Origin of the sequence: Pantoea sp. BAV 3049 (genome assembly GCF_009765445.1) — a bacterium.
Classification (GTDB): domain Bacteria; phylum Pseudomonadota; class Gammaproteobacteria; order Enterobacterales; family Enterobacteriaceae; genus Erwinia.
The window spans coordinates 2,485,137-2,505,535 of record NZ_WHOY01000031.1; the positions used below are offsets into that span (position 1 = coordinate 2,485,137).

22 protein-coding genes are annotated in these 20,399 nt (G+C 56.0%); 10 read left to right on the forward strand and 12 right to left on the reverse strand.

Annotation, left to right across the window (positions count from 1 at the left end; genetic code table 11):
* Positions 1-3: 3 nt before the first annotated feature.
* Together GSQ70_RS12555 and pth are read right to left on the reverse strand one after the other, a co-directional pair.
* A complete protein-coding gene (locus GSQ70_RS12555) occupies positions 4-1,200 on the reverse strand; it encodes a hypothetical protein (protein WP_158782855.1) in 1,197 nt (398 codons plus the stop codon).
* A 108-nt stretch (positions 1,201-1,308) separates the two neighbouring features.
* Entirely contained in the window at positions 1,309-1,896 is a 588-nt protein-coding gene (gene pth / locus GSQ70_RS12560; RefSeq protein WP_158782856.1) for an aminoacyl-tRNA hydrolase, read from the reverse strand.
* A gap of 264 nt (positions 1,897-2,160) precedes the next feature.
* Here pth and ychH point away from each other — a divergent pair, with 264 nt between their 5' ends.
* Positions 2,161-2,442: a stress-induced protein YchH gene (gene ychH, locus GSQ70_RS12565; RefSeq protein WP_158782857.1), complete on the forward strand. Its 282-nt coding sequence runs from the start codon at positions 2,161-2,163 to the stop codon at positions 2,440-2,442.
* A 36-nt stretch (positions 2,443-2,478) separates the two neighbouring features.
* Here ychH and GSQ70_RS12570 read toward each other — a convergent pair whose 3' ends face one another.
* The 4 genes from GSQ70_RS12570 to lolB all read right to left on the reverse strand — a co-directional run bounded on the left by GSQ70_RS12570 (position 2,479) and on the right by lolB (position 6,375).
* On the reverse strand, positions 2,479-3,657 hold the full coding sequence (locus GSQ70_RS12570; RefSeq protein ID WP_158782858.1) for a GGDEF domain-containing protein: 1,179 nt from the start codon (positions 3,655-3,657) through the stop codon (positions 2,479-2,481).
* A gap of 116 nt (positions 3,658-3,773) precedes the next feature.
* Positions 3,774-4,721, reverse strand: a complete 948-nt coding sequence (gene prs / locus GSQ70_RS12575; protein ID WP_124232585.1) for a ribose-phosphate diphosphokinase — start codon at positions 4,719-4,721, stop codon at positions 3,774-3,776.
* A 140-nt stretch (positions 4,722-4,861) separates the two neighbouring features.
* Positions 4,862-5,752, reverse strand: a complete 891-nt coding sequence (ispE, locus tag GSQ70_RS12580) for a 4-(cytidine 5'-diphospho)-2-C-methyl-D-erythritol kinase (protein WP_158782859.1) — start codon at positions 5,750-5,752, stop codon at positions 4,862-4,864.
* Positions 5,749-6,375 carry a lipoprotein insertase outer membrane protein LolB gene (lolB, locus tag GSQ70_RS12585; RefSeq protein WP_158782860.1) on the reverse strand — a complete coding sequence of 209 codons (627 nt, stop codon included), beginning with the start codon at positions 6,373-6,375 and terminating at the stop codon, positions 5,749-5,751. Before lolB ends, ispE begins: the two co-directional genes overlap by 4 nt.
* Positions 6,376-6,601: 226 nt before the next feature.
* On the opposite strand from lolB, the gene hemA reads away from it, so the two are divergent.
* The 7 genes from hemA to GSQ70_RS12620 are packed head-to-tail and all read left to right on the forward strand — an operon-like array spanning position 6,602 to position 12,366.
* On the forward strand, positions 6,602-7,858 hold the full coding sequence (hemA, locus tag GSQ70_RS12590) for a glutamyl-tRNA reductase (protein WP_158785298.1): 1,257 nt from the start codon (positions 6,602-6,604) through the stop codon (positions 7,856-7,858).
* Between the two features lie 43 nt (positions 7,859-7,901).
* Entirely contained in the window at positions 7,902-8,984 is a 1,083-nt protein-coding gene (gene prfA, locus GSQ70_RS12595; protein ID WP_158782861.1) for a peptide chain release factor 1, read from the forward strand.
* On the forward strand, positions 8,984-9,811 hold the full coding sequence (prmC, locus tag GSQ70_RS12600; RefSeq protein WP_158782862.1) for a peptide chain release factor N(5)-glutamine methyltransferase: 828 nt from the start codon (positions 8,984-8,986) through the stop codon (positions 9,809-9,811). Before prfA ends, prmC begins: the two co-directional genes overlap by 1 nt.
* 14 nt (positions 9,812-9,825) lie before the next feature.
* Positions 9,826-10,224 carry a SirB2 family protein gene (locus tag GSQ70_RS12605; RefSeq protein ID WP_158782863.1) on the forward strand — a complete coding sequence of 133 codons (399 nt, stop codon included), beginning with the start codon at positions 9,826-9,828 and terminating at the stop codon, positions 10,222-10,224.
* On the forward strand, positions 10,221-11,030 hold the full coding sequence (gene sirB1 / locus GSQ70_RS12610; protein WP_158782864.1) for an invasion regulator SirB1: 810 nt from the start codon (positions 10,221-10,223) through the stop codon (positions 11,028-11,030). The genes GSQ70_RS12605 and sirB1 overlap by 4 nt, the downstream gene beginning before the upstream one ends.
* Before the next feature lie 15 nt (positions 11,031-11,045).
* Complete coding sequence (gene kdsA / locus GSQ70_RS12615; RefSeq protein WP_158782865.1) at positions 11,046-11,900, forward strand: 3-deoxy-8-phosphooctulonate synthase; 855 nt, start codon at positions 11,046-11,048, stop codon at positions 11,898-11,900.
* Positions 11,901-11,952: 52 nt separating this feature from the next.
* Complete coding sequence (locus GSQ70_RS12620; protein WP_158782866.1) at positions 11,953-12,366, forward strand: META domain-containing protein; 414 nt, start codon at positions 11,953-11,955, stop codon at positions 12,364-12,366.
* A 100-nt stretch (positions 12,367-12,466) separates the two neighbouring features.
* Here the strand turns inward: GSQ70_RS12620 and chaA are convergent, their stop codons facing one another.
* Entirely contained in the window at positions 12,467-13,564 is a 1,098-nt protein-coding gene (chaA, locus tag GSQ70_RS12625; protein WP_158782867.1) for a sodium-potassium/proton antiporter ChaA, read from the reverse strand.
* A gap of 401 nt (positions 13,565-13,965) precedes the next feature.
* On the opposite strand from chaA, the gene chaB reads away from it, so the two are divergent.
* Complete coding sequence (gene chaB, locus GSQ70_RS12630) at positions 13,966-14,196, forward strand: putative cation transport regulator ChaB (RefSeq protein WP_158785299.1); 231 nt, start codon at positions 13,966-13,968, stop codon at positions 14,194-14,196.
* A gap of 352 nt (positions 14,197-14,548) precedes the next feature.
* Positions 14,549-15,226 (forward strand): gamma-glutamylcyclotransferase, encoded by a 678-nt coding sequence (locus GSQ70_RS12635; protein WP_158782868.1) that lies wholly within the window; start codon positions 14,549-14,551, stop codon positions 15,224-15,226.
* 40 nt (positions 15,227-15,266) lie between these two features.
* On the opposite strand, the gene GSQ70_RS12640 is transcribed toward GSQ70_RS12635, so the two are convergent.
* From GSQ70_RS12640 to tagF, 5 genes are read right to left on the reverse strand one after another with little or no spacing between them, the layout of a single operon-like run.
* Positions 15,267-16,700 (reverse strand): serine/threonine-protein kinase, encoded by a 1,434-nt coding sequence (locus GSQ70_RS12640; protein WP_158782869.1) that lies wholly within the window; start codon positions 16,698-16,700, stop codon positions 15,267-15,269.
* Between the two features lie 52 nt (positions 16,701-16,752).
* Positions 16,753-17,703: a hypothetical protein gene (locus GSQ70_RS12645; protein ID WP_158782870.1), complete on the reverse strand. Its 951-nt coding sequence runs from the start codon at positions 17,701-17,703 to the stop codon at positions 16,753-16,755.
* Between the two features lie 14 nt (positions 17,704-17,717).
* A complete protein-coding gene (locus GSQ70_RS12650) occupies positions 17,718-18,494 on the reverse strand; it encodes a PP2C family serine/threonine-protein phosphatase (RefSeq protein ID WP_158782871.1) in 777 nt (258 codons plus the stop codon).
* The gene (gene tagH / locus GSQ70_RS12655; RefSeq protein WP_158782872.1) at positions 18,491-19,657 is read right to left on the reverse strand and encodes a type VI secretion system-associated FHA domain protein TagH; all 1,167 of its coding nucleotides are present in this window, start codon (positions 19,655-19,657) and stop codon (positions 18,491-18,493) included. The genes GSQ70_RS12650 and tagH overlap by 4 nt, the downstream gene beginning before the upstream one ends.
* 37 nt (positions 19,658-19,694) lie before the next feature.
* Positions 19,695-20,393, reverse strand: a complete 699-nt coding sequence (tagF, locus tag GSQ70_RS12660; protein ID WP_158782873.1) for a type VI secretion system-associated protein TagF — start codon at positions 20,391-20,393, stop codon at positions 19,695-19,697.
* Between the last annotated feature and the right edge of the window lie 6 nt (positions 20,394-20,399).

Below are 20,399 nucleotides of genomic sequence, written 5' to 3' on the forward strand. Positions count from 1 at the left end.
GTTTTAGCGGAAAAAGAACGATGCAAAACGGGCACTGCGACTGTTCAGATCGCTCTCCCGGTCGCGATTGCGTTGATGATGTGACCGACGCGACGAGCCGGGCTGAACGTCACGCACTTCCACAACAGGCGGTCGGGATTGATAGGTTGAATAACGTGGTTCCCGCTCGGTAGCAAAGGACTGACGGCGCGCAGTAGTTGGGCGTTCTGCGGCAAAGGACTGACGGCGCGCAGTAGTTGGGCGTTCTGCGGCAAAAGACTGACGGCGCGCAGTAGTTGGCCGTTCTGCGGCAAAAGACTGACGGCGAGGGGGTGGCTCCGGAGCCGAAGGGCGCGGGCCGCTGTAAATTTCCTGGTATTCCGCTTTGGTCATATTCTGATCCACATAGCGCTTATCACGTCCTGAACCATAACGGTAAGACTCACCAAGATTATTTGAGGCGTGAAACTGATCGTAAACCCATCCTTTCGATACTGCCTTGCGGATCAATTCCTGGTTGCCAGGATTGCCCAGCGCATCATCGAAATCCGCAAATTCACGCTCGACTTCAGCACGGCTTACCATACCGCCACGGGTGAAGGCTGCTTTCATTTCAGGGTCGTATTGCGGTGTAAATTCATGCACCACCCGCGATCTTGCGCTCGCATAGTGAAAATTTTTCTCCAGCATCGCACGACTGAAAAGCGCCCAGGGGTCGGCGATGACCTTCTCTTCATCCGAGCCGGGATCGCCGATAACCACATAGGTATGATCGGTTCTCCCGCGCGTCTCCACGACAGAGACGGGCTGATTTAAGCCGGAACTGGCGATCAACTGCCCACAGACCATCGCCATTTCACCGCAGTTACCCACACGATAACGTTTTGCTTCCCACATGCTGCTGAGCGGCGTCATGCCTTCTTCTTTGATTCGTTTACGCATTACCAACTGACGTTTTAACGTTTCAGCATTGGTACTGAGTGAATGAAAACGCTGATCGCCCACGCCCATAAAGAGAATGCGGTGGGTATCACCGATCGCCTGATTGGCGACCTGTAATGCATCGAACTGCTGCCGGCTGACTTTTATCTCGCAGTCGCGGTGCGCGCGGTTGCCCGGCTCAAGCGCCAGCCGGATGTTAACTCTGTCGTTTGATCGCAGATTGCGTATGTCCCGGCTGTCAGGGGCAACGGGAATTCTCCCGGAGATGGGTGATGGCACAGTAATCCCTCTTAACGGTAACGGGTCTACAGGCACGACGGGCGTGCCACGTTATATTTGCTAAAAGGGTGAGTGTAAGGAGTTGGAGGAAAGTTCCAGGGTAAAGCTTCAGCCAGCCTTAAAGCTGTGCAGCCGGTTCATCGCCTTCAGCCTGTCGTCCTTCAGCCAGACTTCGGTGCAACGTGCCGCTTCATCCACCGCGTCATCAATCAGCTTCTGCTCGGCTGCCTGAGGTTTACCCAGCACAAAGCCAACCACCTTGTTTCTGTCGCCCGGATGGCCGATACCAATCCGCAGGCGATGGAAGTTCAGGTTGTTGCCAAGCTTGCTGATGATGTCTTTCAGACCGTTATGGCCGCCGTGACCGCCACCCTGCTTGAACTTCGCCACGCCCGGCGGCAGGTCCAGCTCATCATGCGCTACCAGAATCTCTTCCGGAGTGATGCGGTAAAACGTCGCCATTGCCGCCACGGCCTTGCCGCTCAGGTTCATAAATGTGGTGGGAACCAGCAGGCGGACATCTTCACCGCCGATGTTCAGCCGCGCGGTGTAGCCGTAGAACTTACTCTCTTCTTTCAACGACTGATTGTGACGTTGAGCCAGTAAATCGACATACCAGGCACCGGCGTTATGGCGCGTTGCGGCGTATTCAGCGCCCGGATTGGCCAGACCGACAATCAGTTTGATGCTGCTCACTTGTTTGTATTCCTGAGGAGTGCTTGGAGAAGAGGGGTAGTGTACTAAGAGCGGTCGAAGAACTCAAAATTGTGAGCCACCACGCAATAGTTGAGGGTGGTGATAATGCTGTTTCTATAGATAAATCAGCTTATTGCACGTAAAGATTTGTCAAAGTTTTAGCAACAAATGTGATCTGTCCCGCAACCGAACCGTTAACCATTGCATAAACTTATGGCACTACAGCGCGGGAATGCGCTTTGCACTGACTTCTGGAGGTGAGAGATGAGACGTAAACATGCCAATATTACCGGTAATTCTCTGATGGTGCTGGGCCTGGTGGTGATGGTGGTAGGAGTGGGTTACTCCGTGCTGAATCAGCTGCCGCAGTTGCAGTTACCTCAATTTATGGTTCATGGTGCCATCTTCAGCATCTTTGTTGGCGCACTGCTCTGGCTGGTAGGCGCGCGCATCAGCGGCCGTGAAAAAGTCACCGATCGCTACTATTGGGTGCGTCATTACGGTGATAAACGCTGCCGCAGGAATTCCAGCCATATACAGCATTGATTGCTGGCATCAGCCGGTTGCGCAACGTTTGTGTTCTCAGACCAGTATCGCTTCAATGATTTCTGGCTCTGATTCCCTCTGAGGCACAAACAGCGTAACCCGGTTTCTGCCCAATGCTTTCGCCTGATACAGTGCCTCATCGGCGGCCACCATCAGCGTAGCGATCTGATGGTCAGGCCCCGTGCCGGTTACCACGCCAATACTCACCGTGTAGTTCACGCCCTCCGGTAATGCATTTTCCACCGCGTAACGGATCCTTTCGGCGCACAGCAGTGCATCGCTTTCACTGGCGCTGAGGATTGCAGCAAACTCCTCTCCACCCAGCCGGGCGAAATAGCTTTTTACCGGCATCAGTTGCGTCACCTGGCGACAGAAATCGACCAGGATCCGGTCGCCCTGCGTATGGCCAAAGCGGTCATTGATGCTTTTGAAATGGTCCAGATCAAACAGCATTACCGCCAGCGGCTGGCCGTTTTTATCGCATGAACGGGCCAGCTCTTCGCCTTTTTCAAACAGTGCGCGGCGGTTCCAGACGCCGGTCAGCGGATCGAGCAATGAGGCCTGTTTGTATTTAATCTGTGTGCGTTCATTGACCATCGCCAGCATGGTGAACGTCAGTCCAATCACCATCATGATCGATTCCAGAATCACATAGACCGAGAAAGTAGAGCCGCCAATTGCGCCATGCAGCGGGCTGGGAATACCGTCATCCAGCAACGCGCGCGCCACATGAAACAGCAGGTGGATCCACAACAGCAGTTGTGCAGGCCAGTAGGTGACGGGAAGGGTTGCTCGCGATTTGCGTAATTCGAAGATCATCCAGGCGGTGTAAATGATGCATAACACACAGCTGGCGAGAATGCGGTTCGGCATTGAATAGTAAAACTGCGGGAACAGGCAGAGCACGGCCCAGATTAGCGGGCCAGACAGCCATAAATAGCCGTAAGAAGCGCCACGAAACGATCGGAAGGCCAGCACCAGCAAACTGTAGGCCAGCATCACCAGAATATTGCCGACCGCTACCGGCCAGAACAGATGTCCCTCGCTGCGCAGGCTGCTCAGAAATACCGCAACGATAGAGATAACCAGTGACAGACACTGAAAGCCCAGTACCGGGTTATACTGTGACCCTTTCCAGGCAAAAACCATGATGATGCTGAGGAAAAACAGCACATAGAGTTCACAGACAAACAGGGTATAGACGTCGAGCGCCATTTTAAGAATATTCCTGGAAAATCGATCTGAGCAAAATAGCACTAATTAATTGTGCTCAAAAGACCCAACAGGTTTGTTTATGAAAAAAAGGGACGGGCGAACCCGTCCCCTGGCTATCAGTGCTCGAACATCGCAGAGATAGACTCTTCGTTGCTGATACGACGGATTGCTTCAGCCAGCATGCCGGACAGCGTCAGGGTACGCACGTTTGGCAGGGCTTTGATCTCTTCCGGCAGCGGAATGGTGTCGCAAACCACCACTTCGTCAATCACGGAATGACGCAGGTTTTCCACGGCGTTGCCGGAGAAAATCGGGTGCGTGGCGTAAGCGAAAACACGCTTGGCTCCACGCTCCTTCAACGCCTCAGCGGCTTTGCACAGGGTGCCGCCTGTGTCGATCATATCATCAACCAGCACGCAGTCACGGCCGGCAACGTCACCGATGATATGCATCACCTGTGAAACGTTGGCGCGCGGACGGCGTTTGTCGATGATCGCCATATCAGTATCGTTAAGCAGTTTGGCAATCGCACGGGCGCGAACCACACCACCAATATCCGGAGAAACCACAATCGGGTTCTCCAGACCAATCTGCAGCATATCTTCCAGCAGGATCGGGCTGCCGAAAACGTTATCAACCGGGACGTCAAAGAAGCCCTGAATCTGCTCAGCATGCAGATCCACAGTCAGTACGCGGTCAACACCAACGCTGGAAAGAAAGTCCGCCACCACTTTGGCTGTGATCGGCACACGCGCAGAACGCACGCGGCGGTCCTGACGGGCATAACCAAAGTAAGGGATGACGGCGGTAATACGACCAGCGGAAGCGCGGCGCAGGGCATCTACCATCACAACCAGTTCCATCAGGTTGTCGTTAGTAGGAGCACAGGTGGACTGGATGATGAAAATATCACCACCGCGTACATTTTCATTGATTTGTACGCTCACTTCACCATCACTGAAACGACCGACGGCGGCGTCGCCCAGGCTAGTGTAAAGGCGGTTGGCAATACGTTGTGCTAGTTCCGGGGTGGCGTTACCAGCAAAAAGCTTCATATCAGGCACGAGAAGAACCTCAGGCTTTGCGTCCAGAGAATGAACATCGTTGTCAGCAGCACTGGGCGGTATACCGCTGACGGGTTCATACGGGTGTAGTATCGAGCGCAGTGCAACCTCAGGAACAGGGTGAGATTGTCACTGACTCTTTATTGCGCCGAAAGGTGACGGTGCAGCGGCGAAACGTTAACGCCTCGCGCGACAAAACCCTGCCACTTTTTCGGAACAAGCTCAAACACCTGGCGGGCAGCAGACTCGGTGTCGAATTCAGCAAACACACAAGCGCCGGTGCCAGTCAGGCGCGACGGCGCGTATTCTAGCAGCCAGGAAACAAGCTGTTCAACCTCGCGAAAACGTTTTCTTACGACTGGCTCACAATCATTACCGTAATCGGCCAGTAATAACTCACTGATTTCCCGTCGCGGTGTGTCACGGATCAGCGCCGGATCGGTGAAAACCGCCGGGGTGGAAATGTGTACACCAGGATGAATAACCAGATACCACTTCTCTGCCGGAGCCACCGGCGTCAGCTCTTCGCCAACCCCTTCAGCAAACGCGGCAAATCCCTGCACAAACACCGGCACATCCGCGCCCAGCTGCAGGCCGAAGGTGGCCAGCTCGGTAAGGCTGAAGCCGGTTTTCCAGTAGTGATTCAGTGCCACCAGCACGGTGGCGGCATCGGAAGAGCCGCCGCCAAGGCCACCGCCCATCGGCAGATTTTTTTCAATCGCCAGGGTGGCTCCCGCATTTTCCGGCAGCGTTCCGCGCAGCTGAGCCTGCTGGCGTAACAGCTTCGCGGCGCGTACCACCAGATTCTCCTCCTCCGGCACGCCTTCTACCGCCGTCAGCAGCTTTATGCTGCCGCTGTTGTCGGTCGTGATGGTCAGCTCGTCACCGAAATCCAGAAACTGAAAGAGTGTCTGCAGATTATGATAGCCGTCGGTGCGACGGCCGGTGATGTAGAGGAACAGATTCAGTTTAGCGGGTGCTGGCCATTTCACGATGGCCGGAAGGGCGGATTGAACGGTGCCTGCACTCATTTAACCGTCCAGCTGTCCATTTTCAGTTTGATGCGCTGGCTACCTTCGTGCAGTTCCATATTGGACGGCAGGTTGGGCTGCTGCCTGCTGTCGTAGCCGGAATAGTCCACTTTCCACTGCTGACCGTTACGGCTGTAGTTCACTTCACGCAGGCGGTACTGGTCGTCCAGTGAATAATCCGTTGCGTCACCCGGCAGGCCGACCATCCACTGGCGCAGGTTAGCAAGCGGAATATCCATCCCGGTCAGTTGAGCGATCATGCTCTCCGCATCATTACCGGTGTAGCGCTTGCCTTTGTTATCGACAATCTGCACTACGCTGCCCTGCGCATCCAGCTGCAGTTCGGTGCTGCCCAGCGGGTTTGTCAGCAGCAGACGGTAGCGGTCTGGTGAGGTTTGCTGCCAGTTAAAACGCGCATAGACCTTCTGGCTATCGGAAAGATAGGCAAAAGCTCCTCGGGTCTGATACTGAGTAATTTGTTGCACTTCGTGCTGATGCTGCTGCCATTGCGGAGAGGTGACGCTCTGTCCCGGGCCCTGGGGTTGCTGATGGAGGCCACAGGCGGCCAGTAACACGCTGGTAAGCGGGAGAAGCCGCATCAGGCGGCGATTCTGCAATAACATAGGGGTCAGCTCCTCAGACTCCGGTCGGGCGTACATGCCCAAAATTAACCGTTCAAATTATCGGCCCGTGGGGGCGGCGTCAATGCTGAATTTGTCTTATTTGATGGCTGACGGCTATATCTTGTTACAGCGATCGTTGAAGCATGGCTTTTCTTGATCTCGCGCATCTTGTAGAATGCGCCTCACAAAACCCTATCAACAGTGGGATATCCCTAAACTACTCACCATGACGTTGCTGGCTCTCGGAATTAATCACAAAACGGCTCCTGTTGCTCTGCGCGAACGTGTTACGTTCGGGCCGGAGACGCTGGATCAGGCCCTGAACAGCCTGCTGGCCCAACCGCTGGTGCAGGGCGGCGTGGTGCTGTCTACCTGTAACCGGACCGAGTTATACCTCAGCGTTGAGCAGCAGGAAAACCTGCAGGAGCAGTTGGTGAAGTGGCTGTGTGATTATCACCAGCTCAGCCCTGAAGAGGTGCGTAAGAGCCTCTACTGGCATCACGGCGATCAGGCGGTCAGCCATCTGATGCGCGTGGCCAGCGGGCTGGATTCTCTGGTGTTAGGGGAGCCACAGATCCTCGGTCAGGTGAAAAAAGCCTTTGCCGATTCGCATCGTGGCCAGCCCATTACCAGCGAACTGGAAAGGATGTTCCAGAAGTCCTTCTCGGTTGCCAAACGGGTACGCACGGAAACCGATATCGGTGCCAGTGCGGTGTCGGTCGCTTTTGCCGCTTGTACGCTTGCCCGGCAAATCTTCGAATCCTTATCGACCGTTACCGTGCTGCTGGTCGGCGCTGGTGAAACGATCGAGCTGGCGGCCCGTCACCTGCGTGAGCACAGCGTGCAGAAGTTGATCATCGCTAACCGTACCCGTGAACGCGCGCAGCTGCTGGCCGATGAGGTTGGCGCGGAAGTGATTGGCCTGGCCGACATTGATGAGCGGCTGGCCGAAGCCGACATAATTATCAGTTCCACCGCCAGTCCGCTGCCGATCATTGGCAAGGGGATGGTGGAGCGCGCGCTGAAAAAACGCCGCAATCAGCCAATGCTGATGGTGGATATCGCGGTTCCCCGTGATGTGGAGCCGGAAGTGGGCAAGCTGGCCAACGCCTATCTCTACAGCGTTGATGACCTGCAGGCGATTATCGAAAGCAACATGGCGCAGCGCAAAGCCGCCGCCGTGCAGGCCGAAAGCATCGTCGTCCAGGAAAGCGGAGAGTTTATGTCGTGGCTGCGCGCGCAGAGCGCGGTGGAAACGATCCGCGACTACCGCTCTCAGGCCGATCGGGTTCGCGCTGAACTGGAAGCCCGTGCCATGGCTGCCCTGCAACAGGGTGCCGATCCGCAGGATGTGATCCGCGATATGGCCCACAAACTGACCAACCGTTTGATCCATGCACCAACCAAATCTCTTCAGCAGGCTGCCCGCGATGGGGATACTGAACGCCTGCAGATTTTACGCGACAGCCTCGGGCTGGATTAGCGTTTTATTCGCCTCTCTGAACAACTAAGGTAAAACACCATCAATGAAGCCTTCTATTGTTGCCAAACTGGAAGCCTTGCAGGAACGCCACGAAGAAGTTGAGGCGATGCTGGGTGACGCTGGCGTGATTGCCGATCAGGAGCGTTTTCGTGCGCTGTCACGCGAATATGCTCAGCTGACCGACGTCAGCCAGTGCTTCCGCCGTTGGCAGCAGACTCAGGATGATATTGACACTGCGCTGGAGATGCTCGACGACCCTGAAATGCGTGATATGGCGCAGGAGGAGTTAAAACAAGCCCGTGAAGCCGGTGAACTGCTGGAGCAGGAGTTACAGGTGCTGCTGCTGCCGAAAGATCCGGATGATGAGCGCAACTGCTATCTGGAAGTGCGTGCCGGAACCGGTGGCGATGAAGCGGCTATTTTTGCCGGCGATCTGTTCCGCATGTACAGCCGCTACGCCGAATCACGCCGCTGGAAAGTGGAAGTGATGAGCGCCAACGAAGGTGAGCACGGTGGCTATAAAGAAGTGATCGCCAGGGTGATCGGCGATGGCGCTTATGGCCGCCTGAAATTCGAATCCGGCGGTCATCGCGTGCAGCGCGTGCCGGAAACCGAATCGCAGGGCCGTATCCATACTTCCGCCTGTACCGTGGCGGTGATGCCTGAAGTACCGGAAGCCGAACTGCCGGACATCAATCCGGGCGATCTGAAAATTGATACCTTCCGCTCCTCCGGGGCGGGTGGTCAGCACGTTAACACCACCGATTCGGCAATCCGTATTACTCACCTGCCAACCGGTATCGTGGTGGAGTGCCAGGACGAGCGTTCACAGCATAAAAACAAAGCTAAAGCGCTGGCCGTGCTGGGTTCGCGCATCCGTGCGGCCGAAATGGCCCGTCGTCAGCAGGAAGAAGCGTCAACGCGCCGCAATCTGCTCGGCTCCGGTGACCGTTCCGACCGTAACCGCACCTACAACTATCCGCAGGGGCGTATCACTGACCACCGTATTAACCTGACCGTATACCGTCTGGAAGAGGCAATGCAGGGCAAGCTGGATATGCTGATTGAGCCAGTGGTACAGGAATATCAGGCGGATCAGCTGGCTGCTCTGTCCGAGCAGGAGTAATGGAGATCCGTCAGTGGCTGCGGGCCGCTATCCTCCAGCTGGCAGGCAGTGATAGTCCGAAGCGTGATGCGGAAATTTTGCTGGAGTTTGTCACCGGAAAATCCCGCAGCTGGCTGATAGCCTTTGACGATACCCTCCTCAGTGAGGAGCAACTGCAACAGCTGGATCCTCTGTTGGCTCGCCGCGCCAGTGGCGAGCCGGTTGCTTACCTTACCGGTGAGCGCGAATTCTGGTCTTTGCCTCTCGCCGTTTCCCCCGACACGCTGATCCCACGTCCTGATACCGAGCTGCTGGTGGCGCAGGCGCTGATGCGTTTACCTGCCGCTGCACACGTGCTTGATCTGGGCACCGGTACCGGGGCAATTGCGCTGGCACTGGCCAGCGAGCGTCCTGACTGCCGGGTGACCGGCGTGGATCGCATTCCGGCGGCGGTTGAGCTGGCGCAGCGCAATGCACAGAATCTGGCGATAACCAATGCCTCGTTTCGCCTGAGCAACTGGTTCAGCGCGCTGGCCGGTGAGCAGTTTGCGCTGATCGTCAGCAACCCGCCCTATATCGACCAGGCCGATGAGCACCTGAGCCAGGGTGACGTCCGTTTCGAACCTGAAAGCGCGCTGGTGGCGGCCGATCACGGCCTGGCAGATATCAAAATTATCGCCGCAATGGCCGGACAGTTTCTGCTGCCCGGCGGCTGGCTGCTGCTGGAACATGGCTGGCAGCAGGCGGAACAAGTGCGCACTATTTTGCGCGAGAACAGGTTTTCCTCTGTGGCAACCTGTCAGGATTATGGCGGCAATGACCGCGTAACTTATGCTCAGAAACCATAACCGGGAGAACACCCATGGCTGACTGGTACAGCCCCGTTAAAATGCTTCATCTGCTGACCGTCACCGTAACCGCGCTGATGTTTGTGCTGCGCTTCTACTGGTTGCAGACTGGTTCGGTGATGCTTCAGCGTCGCTGGGTGCGCATTGTGCCGCATCTCAATGACACGTTGCTGTTACTTTCCGGTATCCTGTTGGTGGCAATAACCCATTTTTATCCGTTCTCCCCGCAGGGAGCATGGCTGACTGAGAAGTTGTTTGGCGTTATTATCTATATTGCGCTTGGGTTTATCGCACTGGGGCGCAGGCCACGGGCCCAAAAAATCCGGTGGATTGCCTTTATTGTGGCGGTCGCCGTGCTGGGGGTGATTTATCATCTGGCTACCACCAAAATGCCATTGTTGGGGAATGTATGACGTCGATAGCAAATGTAGATCTCACAGTGACGCCACTGTGCGAGGCGGTGATGGCAGCGACACAAACCATCCGCCCCGATTTCCCTGCTGAAGACGTGAAGAAGCAGCTGGAGGCGCTGGTGGCTGAAGCCCGCGCCACAATTCCGCAGCAGCTGGCACAGGATCTGCAGCTCGAAAAACTGATAGAGCTGTTCTGGAAGCAGTGGGGCTTTGGCGGCGCAAGCGGCGTTTACCGCCTCTCTGATACCCTGTGGCTGGATAACGTACTGAAAACGCGGCAGGGTACCGCCGTGTCGCTCGGCATCATTTTCCTGCACATTGCCGGGCAGCTGTCGCTACCGCTGATGCCGGTGATATTTCCGACGCAGCTGATACTGAGAGCCGACTGGGTTGATGAGGAGATGTGGCTGATCAATCCTTTCAACGGCGACACGCTGGATGAACACACGCTGGAAGTGTGGCTGAAAGGCAACATCGGCCCGGTTGCCGAACTGTATGACGACGATTTGCAGGAAGCGGAACCGCAGCTGGTTCTGAACAAAATGCTCGATACGCTGAAGTCTGCACTGATGGAAGAGAAGCAGATGGAGCTGGCGCTGCAGGTCAGCCAGGTGCTGGTGAATATGGATCCGGAAGATCCGTACGAGATCCGCGACCGTGGTCTGATCTTCGCCCAGCTGGACTGCGAGCACGTTGCGCTGAGCGACCTGACCTATTTCGTTGAGCAGTGTCCGGAAGACCCGGTCAGCGAAATGATTAAGCTGCAAATTCATTCGATTGAACAGAAACAGATCACCCTGCACTAAATATAAGGCGATGACATGAAACAAAAAGTGGTTAGCATTGGTGACATCAAGGTAGCAAACGACCTGCCGTTCGTGCTGTTTGGCGGCATGAACGTGCTGGAATCCCGCGATCTGGCGATGCGAATCTGTGAGCACTACGTCACCGTGACCCAGAAGCTGGGTATCCCTTACGTGTTTAAAGCCTCTTTTGACAAGGCCAACCGCTCCTCAATCCGCTCTTACCGTGGCCCGGGCCTGGAAGAGGGGATGAAGATTTTCCAGGAGCTTAAGCAGACTTTCGGCGTCAAAGTGATCACCGACGTGCACGAGGCCAGTCAGGCGCAGACCGTGGCCGACGTGGTGGATGTGATCCAGCTGCCTGCGTTCCTCGCCCGTCAGACCGATCTGGTGGAAGCGATGGCGAAAACCGGCGCGGTGATTAACGTTAAGAAACCTCAGTTCGTCAGCCCTGGCCAGATGGGTAACATCGTTGAGAAATTTGCCGAAGGCGGCAATGACAAAGTGATCCTCTGCGACCGTGGTGCTAACTTTGGTTATGACAACCTGGTTGTCGACATGCTCGGCTTCAACGTGATGAAGCAGGTTTCTGACGGCAGCCCGGTCATTTTCGATGTGACCCACGCGCTGCAGTGCCGCGATCCGTTTGGCTCCGCTTCCGGCGGCCGTCGTGGTCAGGTAACCGAGCTGGCCCGTGCCGGTATGGCGGTGGGCCTGGCTGGTCTGTTTATCGAGGCGCATCCGGATCCGGCCAACGCCATGTGCGACGGACCTTCCGCACTGCCGCTGGATAAGCTGGAGCCTTTCCTCAAACAGATGAAAGCGCTCGACGATCTGGTGAAAAACTTCCCGGAGCTGGATACCAGCAACTGATGAAGCTGGAGGCTGGCCAGAGTGCCGGCCTTTTTTTACAAGGAGTCCACTGATGAAGAAAACAGGCGTGCTGATTGCCACAGCCATGCTGCTGGCAGGCTGCAGTACCGGAGCAGAGAAAGGGCCCCATAATTTGCTGACCGATCGCAGCTTTGTGCTGAAGACCGTTGATGGTCAGGCGGTTAGCCCTCCGGCAGGCATGAAGCCAGGGATTAATTTTGCCCGGGATATGCGGGTCAGTGGCGTGATGTGCAACCGCTTCTTTGGTCAGGGCAAACTGGAGCACGGCGTGCTCAGCGTGCCGCACCTGGCTTCCACACGGATGCTGTGCATCGATCCCAAGCTGAACGAGTGGGAAACCACCATCGGCAAAATGCTGACGGCGGGTGCCAGGCTGAAACTCGATCAGCAAACGCTGACGCTGAGTGGTTCAGGCCATACTCTGGTTTACATCGCGGATAATTAATTCAGGGAAGCAGAAACAGAACGGCCCCGGTAAAGAGCGCAGTGCTTTTCACCGGGGCCGTTTTTTTTGCGGCAGACAACCTCAGGTTGCAGCCCGCAGGTTAGAGCATGATGGTAATCAGATAACCGGCAAACAGTGCCAGGTGTGCTGCGCCATTCAGCACGTTAGTCCTTCCGGTGGAGAACGACACCTGGCACAGCAGCAGGGCGGCCAGCATCAGCACCATCTGCGGTGGCTCAAGGCCGAAGATCAGCTGCTGCCCGGTCAGGGTGGCGATAATGGTCACCGCCGGAACGGTCAATGAAATGGTCGCCAGCACCGAACCAAAGAACAGGTTCATCGCGCGCTGCACCTGATTAGCCAGCACCGCTTTAATTGCCCCCAGCCCTTCCGGGGAGAGGATCAGCAGCGCCACCAGGAAGCCAACAAAACCTTCCGGAGCGTTCAGACGGGTCAGCAGCGACTCCAGCGGCGTGGCATCCGTTTTGGTCACGGCGATCACGGCAACCAGATGCACAATCAGCCAGATGGTGTGCCAGGTGCTGGAGTGCGCAGAAGGCTTGCCATGATGCGGGTCGCCGTCGTCGCCCTCATCTTCATGCTCGTAGACAAACAGGTTCTGGTGCGTTTTGGTCTGGATCAGCAGGAACACGCCGTACATGGCGGCGGAGATCCCGGAAATCATCAGTGCCTGAGTGACGCTGAAGTTGCCACCCGGCAGAGCGTTAGGGAACACCAGCACCAGAATACCTAGCGGGAACAGGGCAATCAGATACTGTTTCACCCCGGCCAGGTTAACAAACTGGGTGGCAAATTTCCGGCCGCCCAGCAGCAGGGCAAAGCCCACCAGGCCACAGGTGACAATCATAATGATGGAGTACAGCGTATCGCGCATCAGCGCCGGAGCCGCATCGCCGGTAGCCATCAGCGCGGAGATCAGGCTGACTTCAAGGATCACTACCGACAGGCTGAGGATCAGTGAACCGTAAGGCTCGCCCAGACGGTGTGCCAGTACGTCAGCATGACGTACCACGCTAAAGGCGCTGCTGAGGATCGCGACCAGCGCCATCAGGTTAATGGCGACGATGACCGGCATCGATGAGGAGTGTCCAAAGAAGCTCAAAATAATCAGAGTCGCGACCGGGAGAAGCAGGGTTGTCTCTTTATGGCGTGTTTTAACGCTTTCTTGCGCAGTCATAGGCGTCGTTTTCCTTAAGTCTGTCAACACCGGGCCTGACGTTAAGTGTTGATCGCAGGCGGGAATATTATCATTTATTTTAACTGGTTATATTACAAGCGGCTGCAGTTTAACGGCTGACGAATTAAAAATGTGAATGTTTACATTATTTTACGGTTAGGAGTGATTTTAAATATCACTTGCGGGTAAGTATGGGTGTTTAACCTATCTCTATGAAAAAAAGTGATTAATTTCACCTTGGTTAAATAAAATATGGTTATTTAAAGGGGTGAAATGGTACTTAAAACAAAGGAAAAAAGTATTCCTGACCTTTTTTTCTATTGAAGTGCCGTAAAGGGTCAGGTAGCAATAAAAAGTTTTCTCTGCCAGGCTTAAACTGTCCCTTTGAAAGGAGATTTATGATGCCTTACAGTTCCAGAACATCTCTTCCCGACAGCGTAAAACATGTTCTCCCCGTTCATGCGCAGGACATCTACCGGCAGGCTTTCAATAGCGCCTGGGATGAGTATAGAGAGAAAAAGGATCGCCATGGCGATGAATCACGAGAAGAAGTTGCTCATAAAGTTGCCTGGTCTGCGGTTAAGCACCAGTACCAGAAAGGCGATGATGATAAGTGGCATAAAAAAAACTGAGTCAGGCAGGGCGATCCGTTCGCCCTGAACGTTTCCACAACTCTCAACCCGACCTCATCACTCCGGATTCACAACCTGACCCCACAGGATTTTCTGTGGTTTACCCTCTGCATCTCACAATATCGCGATTTCCCAGAACACTTTCTCCCTTGCCGCTTAAGTTTTGCGTGGCTTTGCCGATTATTGAGTTAACTAAAATTTTTTCTTTTGTGATGCGCTTCAAACTTGATTGCACGGCCTTAAATGGCATAAGGTCATTGTTAGCAGTGAAATCATGAATTTTTTAATAATTTACATCCAGGGATAGTGGGTTCAGCAGTAACAGGGAGTGCGCAGTGGCTGGAGGGGTTCTGTGTTAACAAGAGATTTCCTGAAAAAAGCGGATTGCAGCACGGCTTTTGGCGCTATCGAGGAATCGCTGTTATGGACCTGTGAGCAGCGTGCAGCCTCGCTGGCAGCCACTCTGGCCTGTCGTCCGGACCACAGTCCGGTATGGATTTTCGGCTACGGTTCACTGATGTGGAACCCGGTGTTTGAATCCGACGAGGTTGCCGAAGGCATATTGCAGGGCTGGCATCGCGCGTTTTGCCTGCGGCTGACCGCGGGGCGCGGAACGGCGATGCAGCCGGGCAGGATGCTGGCGCTGAAAGAGGGCGGCGCAACCACCGGGCTGGCATTTTGCCTGCCGGAAGAGAAGCTGCACGAAGAGCTGGAACTGTTGTGGAAGCGTGAAATGGTAACCGGCTGCTATCTGCCAACCTGGTGCGAGCTGTCACTGACCGATGGCCGTAAAGTCACGGCATTGGCGTTTGTTATGGATCCGCGCCACGCGCTCTACGAGGCTGATTCCTGCCCGAAAACCATCGCGCCGCTGATTGCTCAGGCGAGCGGTCCCCTGGGCACCAATGCTCAGTATCTTTTCTCGATGGAGCAGGCGTTGCAGAAGCGGGGCTTGTATGATGACTGCCTGACCGATTTGGTACAGCGCGTCCGTGAGCTCACGCAGTATCATAACGGGATGGCGGGGTAAGCCCGCTCAGCCCGGAAGTCCGGGCTGATGTCAGTTCGCGTCAGCCCGGGTTAATCAGCCAGGTTCCCACCCGGTTAATTTCCAGCTGCTGGCTGTGCACCGCGGTGCCAGTCTGCACTTCGATTTTGTAACTTCCCGCCGCAAGATTCAGCGAGGCATAACCGCTGTTATTCGGCTTCACATCCACCGGCTTGCCGTTCAGCGTCACTTTCTGACTGTTATCCAGCTTGAGGTAGACCGTTGCCATCATTGGACTTGCGGCGACGGCTGGTGAGGTTGCGCTGGTTGCCGGAGCAGTGGTGCCAGCCACGGCGGGCCGATCGGTGCTGGCTGGCGTGTCATCACGATTCAGCAGGACCACCACGGCGATCACCGCCAGCAGAGCAACGCCGCTGAGGATCGCCAGCGGTTTTGACAGTTTTCGCACTGGCTGAAGGAGAACCGATTCTGCTGCTCCGGCACCCGGATTGAAGGCAAGCACTACGGGCTCTTGCACCGGCTCCGGTTCTGGCAACAACGGCTCAGGCGTTTCTTCAGCCACATGCGTGACGTTAGTGACCAGCTGCTCAACGCTGCTCACCGGCAGTTCAATCAGTGCGGCCAGCTCATCAATGCTTTGCGGCCGGTTCTCAGGCTTCATCGCCAGTGAACGGTCAATGGCATTGAGCAGCGACAGCGAGAAGCCTTCCGGCCGCAGCGTGGTCAGCGGCTCGTAGCGATCTTCAATGCAGCGCACCACGCTGACCGGCGGTGGATTACCGGTAACCAGCGTGTGCAGCACGGCTCCCAGCGCGTAGATGTCGGTCCATGGCCCCTGGTCAATGTCACTCTCTTCGCTGTACTGTTCAATTGGCGCATAGCCGGGTTTCAGCATGATCTCCGTTTCATCGGAGAGATTGCCAATCTCCTTGCGTGCGGAGCCAAAGTCCAGCAGCACCGGCAGCTGATTTTCCTGGATCTGAATATTGTCCAGTGAGATATCACGGTGCAGGTAACCGGCACGATGAATGGTGTCAATGGCCCCGAACAACGGCGGCAACAGTTGCCGGATCCAGGCGTCGGTCAGCGTCTCCGGGCTACCCAGTTGCCACTCTTTCAGCGTCATGCCGCTGTAGTAGAGCGTACCCATGTAGGCAGTGCCGTTCTCTTCCCAGAAGCGCAGCACGTGCAGCAGCCCCGGATGGTTAAACCGCGCCAGAAGACGGGCTTCCTGGATAAAACTGTTCAGGCCAGCCGCAAACAGCTTCTGGTACCGTTCGCCGCGCAGGACGATTGCCAGATCCTCATCGCGGGCGGCCAGCGAAATGGGCAGGTACTCTTTGATTGCAATGGTGCGCTCAAGCAGGTGGTCCCAGGCGCGATAAACAATCCCGAAACCGCCACCGCCAATCACTTCCTTAATCTCAAACTCGTTAAAACGGTGTCCAGCCGGAAGGGCGTTGGGCACGTTTTTCGCATTCTCGTTTGCCGACATAGTAAACACTCTCTCAGTGCTAACGTCCTGTTATCCCCGGGGACTGTCCGGATTAGTTAACGGTGCGCCAGGCGCCAATAGCCGGGTCGGCCAGGTCTGCATGCAGGTCATCAACCAGCAGCACATTAATTTTCACTTGTTGATCCACCACGGACCCCCAGGCTTTACGCAGGGTATCCACACGGGCTTTCAGCGCATCCGCATCAGCGGCACGATCCTTGTCCATCTTCACCAGCAGCGCCCCGTCAAAGGACCAGACGTGCAGAGCAGGATTAAAGGTCAGCAGCAGCCAGCTGTCCGGCGCGTCTTTTTTGCTGACCACCAGTCGCTGATTGTTGGCTGCCACGATATCAAGTTCTCCGCTGGCCGGGTGGACGTTACGTAGCGGGAAGCCTTCGTAAAATTGCACTGGCACCGGCTGGGTTTTGCCGTTAGCGGAGAGCGTGAGTTCGCTTTTGCCTTCCAGCCAGCCTTCGGTTGAGCAGGAGAGATCCTTGCCGTCCGGAATAAACAGCGACTGGCCTTCTTCATCCCACCAGGTGCGGAAATGGCAGCCGCCCGGCAGATCGAAATGCTGCAGCGGGGCGCTATTGGCGGGCTGGGAAAGATCCAGCGGCTCGGCGTTGCTGGCCGTGGCCGTGGACGTCGCGTCAGCAATCACAATCGGCCGCCAGTTCTGCTCTTTGGCCGCAGTGCCGGTAGCCAGCACCGAACCGGTATCGTTAGTCATCTGCCAGGGCAACTCGACAAGTTTGCTGCACTGATTCTGTAACAGCGTGCCGACGCGGGGCAGGAAACTGGTCAGCACGCTGGACTCTTTGCTCTTTCCGGAGACGATACGTAAATGGATATTTTCCTGGCACCAGTCCTGTGGCGCATTACTCTCAACGTTGTCGATAAACACTTCCAGCGCCAGGCTGGGGGAGTAAACCACGCGATAATCCTCCGCCTGTGCGGCGGTCGCTATCAACAATGTGGCAGTGGCTGGCAACCAATATTTCATAGCGTTCCTTGGTGTTAATCCCGCGGCGGTAAAAAGCGAGCAGAGTCCGCCATCGATTGTAATAGGGTGGTTTCCTGAGGCGAGCCGATCCAAATCGCCACCGCGCTCAAATTGTCTTTTTTGTCGCTGCGGTTTATGGCTTTTTGCATCAGAGCCAGCCACTCTTCAGGGGAGTTCACCATGCGCAACGCCTGTTCCATCTCTTCCGGCGTCAGGCTGCACCAGAAGCCATCGGTACAGACCAGAAAAGCATCGCCATCTTCCAGTGGCAACACAGTGCTGTAACTGACCGGCTGTGGACCATCCGCGCCGAGCGCATTATAGAGTAAATTACTGTTAATTCCGGCATTATCAACACCAGCATCCTTTAACTGCTGTGCCAGGCTGTGGTCGCGGGTCACCGAGTGGATATACCCCCGGCGGAAGTGATAAATGCGGCTGTCACCAGCGTGGGCCCACCATGAGCGCTGTAAATCACGGTCAATAAACAGCGCCGCAAGGGTGGTGCTCATCTGCTCAAAATTCAGAATATTCCTTTGTGCCTGACGCACCGCCAGGTCGGCGTTTTCGACCCAGCGCACTGTATCATCGGGATTCATTGCTGAATCATGGACCAGCTCGGCCAGTAAAGCGTCTCTGGCGACCCTGGCGGCAATTTCTCCGCCTGCCGTGCCGGCCACACCGTCACAGACCAGGAAACAGGCACTGTGTTCGCCCAGCAGGGCTCCGGTTTCATCCTGATTACTTTCTCGCGCGCCGGTCTGCGAAGTCGCGGCATAGTTAATATTCATTCGTCATCCGGTTGGATCTGGGAGTCTTTGTACTGATTCACTTCCATGTCATAGGCCTGCAGGAAAGCATCGCCAAACAGGGTATGGAAATCGTCTTCGATTTCACCAGAGGTGTTCTGATAATGGCGCAGGAAGTAGTCCCACAGGGCGGCTTTCTTGATCGGGCTCAGCCCCATGCGCGGCAGATTACCATCGCGCTTCGCATGCTCTTCCAGCCGCTGCGGATTAAAAGATTGCAGCATGGCGGCAATGATGGCGCGGATCCCGGCGATCATTCCCAACTGGTGGGCTTGCAGGTCAACCAGCGCGTCCCGTACTGCCTGTTCTGGTGGCATAAACCCCGGCATCTGGCTCTGATAAATCTGCATCAGCACCGTTTTACCGGAAGGCAGGATTTTAAACGGGTTGTTGGCTTCATTGAGGATCATAGTCATCTCTGCCTTCACGCCGCGCTTAAGAATTGAACGCGAGGAGAGCAGCGCCACCGTACCCTGAGAGAACAGGCTCAGCATCCGGCCGGTAATGCGCATCTGGTCTTCGGTCAGCTGAGGTTTGTCGGCATGATTATCCAGCCCCATCCCTTCCATCAGCGCGGCGAGCAGACGCTGCTCGTTGCCCTGAGGCACTCTGCGCCCGGTATGCGGGGCATCATGGTTAACCGGGTCAATGCCCAGTCGGGCATCATTCTGGCGGGCAGTGCGGGCGGCAAGTTGTTCAGCAGAGTGCAGTTCCGTGGGATGAACCAGAATCGGCTCCTGCTCATGCAAAATACCCAGCGGATCCTGCGGCAGGGTATCGTGATGGCTGAACAATGCCAGTGGATCAACGTCGCTGAAGGCTTGCTCCTGCTCGCGGGCCGGGTCGCTGACGGCTATCTGGTATTCGCCGATCCCCAGCACGTCACCATGCTGCAGTGAAATCTGACTGCCGCGCGCCAGCGGGGCATGGTTATGCACCACCGCAATCACGCTGCCGTGGTTGGTCAGACGACAATCGCCATTACCGGCGACATGCACCACCGCTTGCAGGCGGGAAATGGCCCGATCCGCATCCGGAAGCACCAAATCGTTGTCCACGCTGCGGCCAATCGTGCCGCCAGGCGGCACAAATTCACAGGCGTTAACGGGTACCTCGGTTTTGCTCTCAACAATGGTAAATCGCATGCGCTTTTCCTGAAGCCAGGCCCTGGGCCAAATAACTCTATTCAAACATCGGCGGATAGAGTCCATGTCGTCCCGGCTGTGCCACAGCGGCCGGATCGAATAACTGAGAAAACAGCTGAGCGGTCAGATTTCCGCTGTGTTTGTGGCTGGCCAGTGGATAGCCATCACTCTGATTGGTCCACCAGTAACTGGTGTACTGCATCGGGTCGAACTTAACCGCCACTTCGCGCCATGCCAGAGTACAGGGCAGATCCTGATAGCCGATCACGTCCATAATATCCGAACGGCCGGTGTCAGGCAGCGACAGGGGAGGCAGCGCCAGCAGCTCCTGCTCCAGTTGTTCAGCACTGAACGGAGCGCTGACGGCGTGATGCAGCGTTTCACCCAACTGCTGAAACCAGTCGCCTGAGACTGCCAGCTGAGCCGGATGCCACTGGGCCACCGGCACGCTCTGCAGCGCCAGTAGCGGCCATGAACGCCCAACGCGGTCACGTGACGGCAGAAGGCAGCCAATTTGCACACGCTGGACGCCCAGCGTGGCTGGCAGGGCGAAATTCCACACCGGCGCATGAGAAAACTGCTCGCTGACGCCTTCACTGTGATGATGCCAGTGGGTCAGTCCAAGCAGAAACCAGTTTGACCAGTTGGTGACAATCGCCTCAGGGATCCGCCACTGTAAAAAGTCACCGGTGCCTGGCAGCTTGCCGTACCAACCCAGCTTATTGTTCTCTGGCATCGTGAA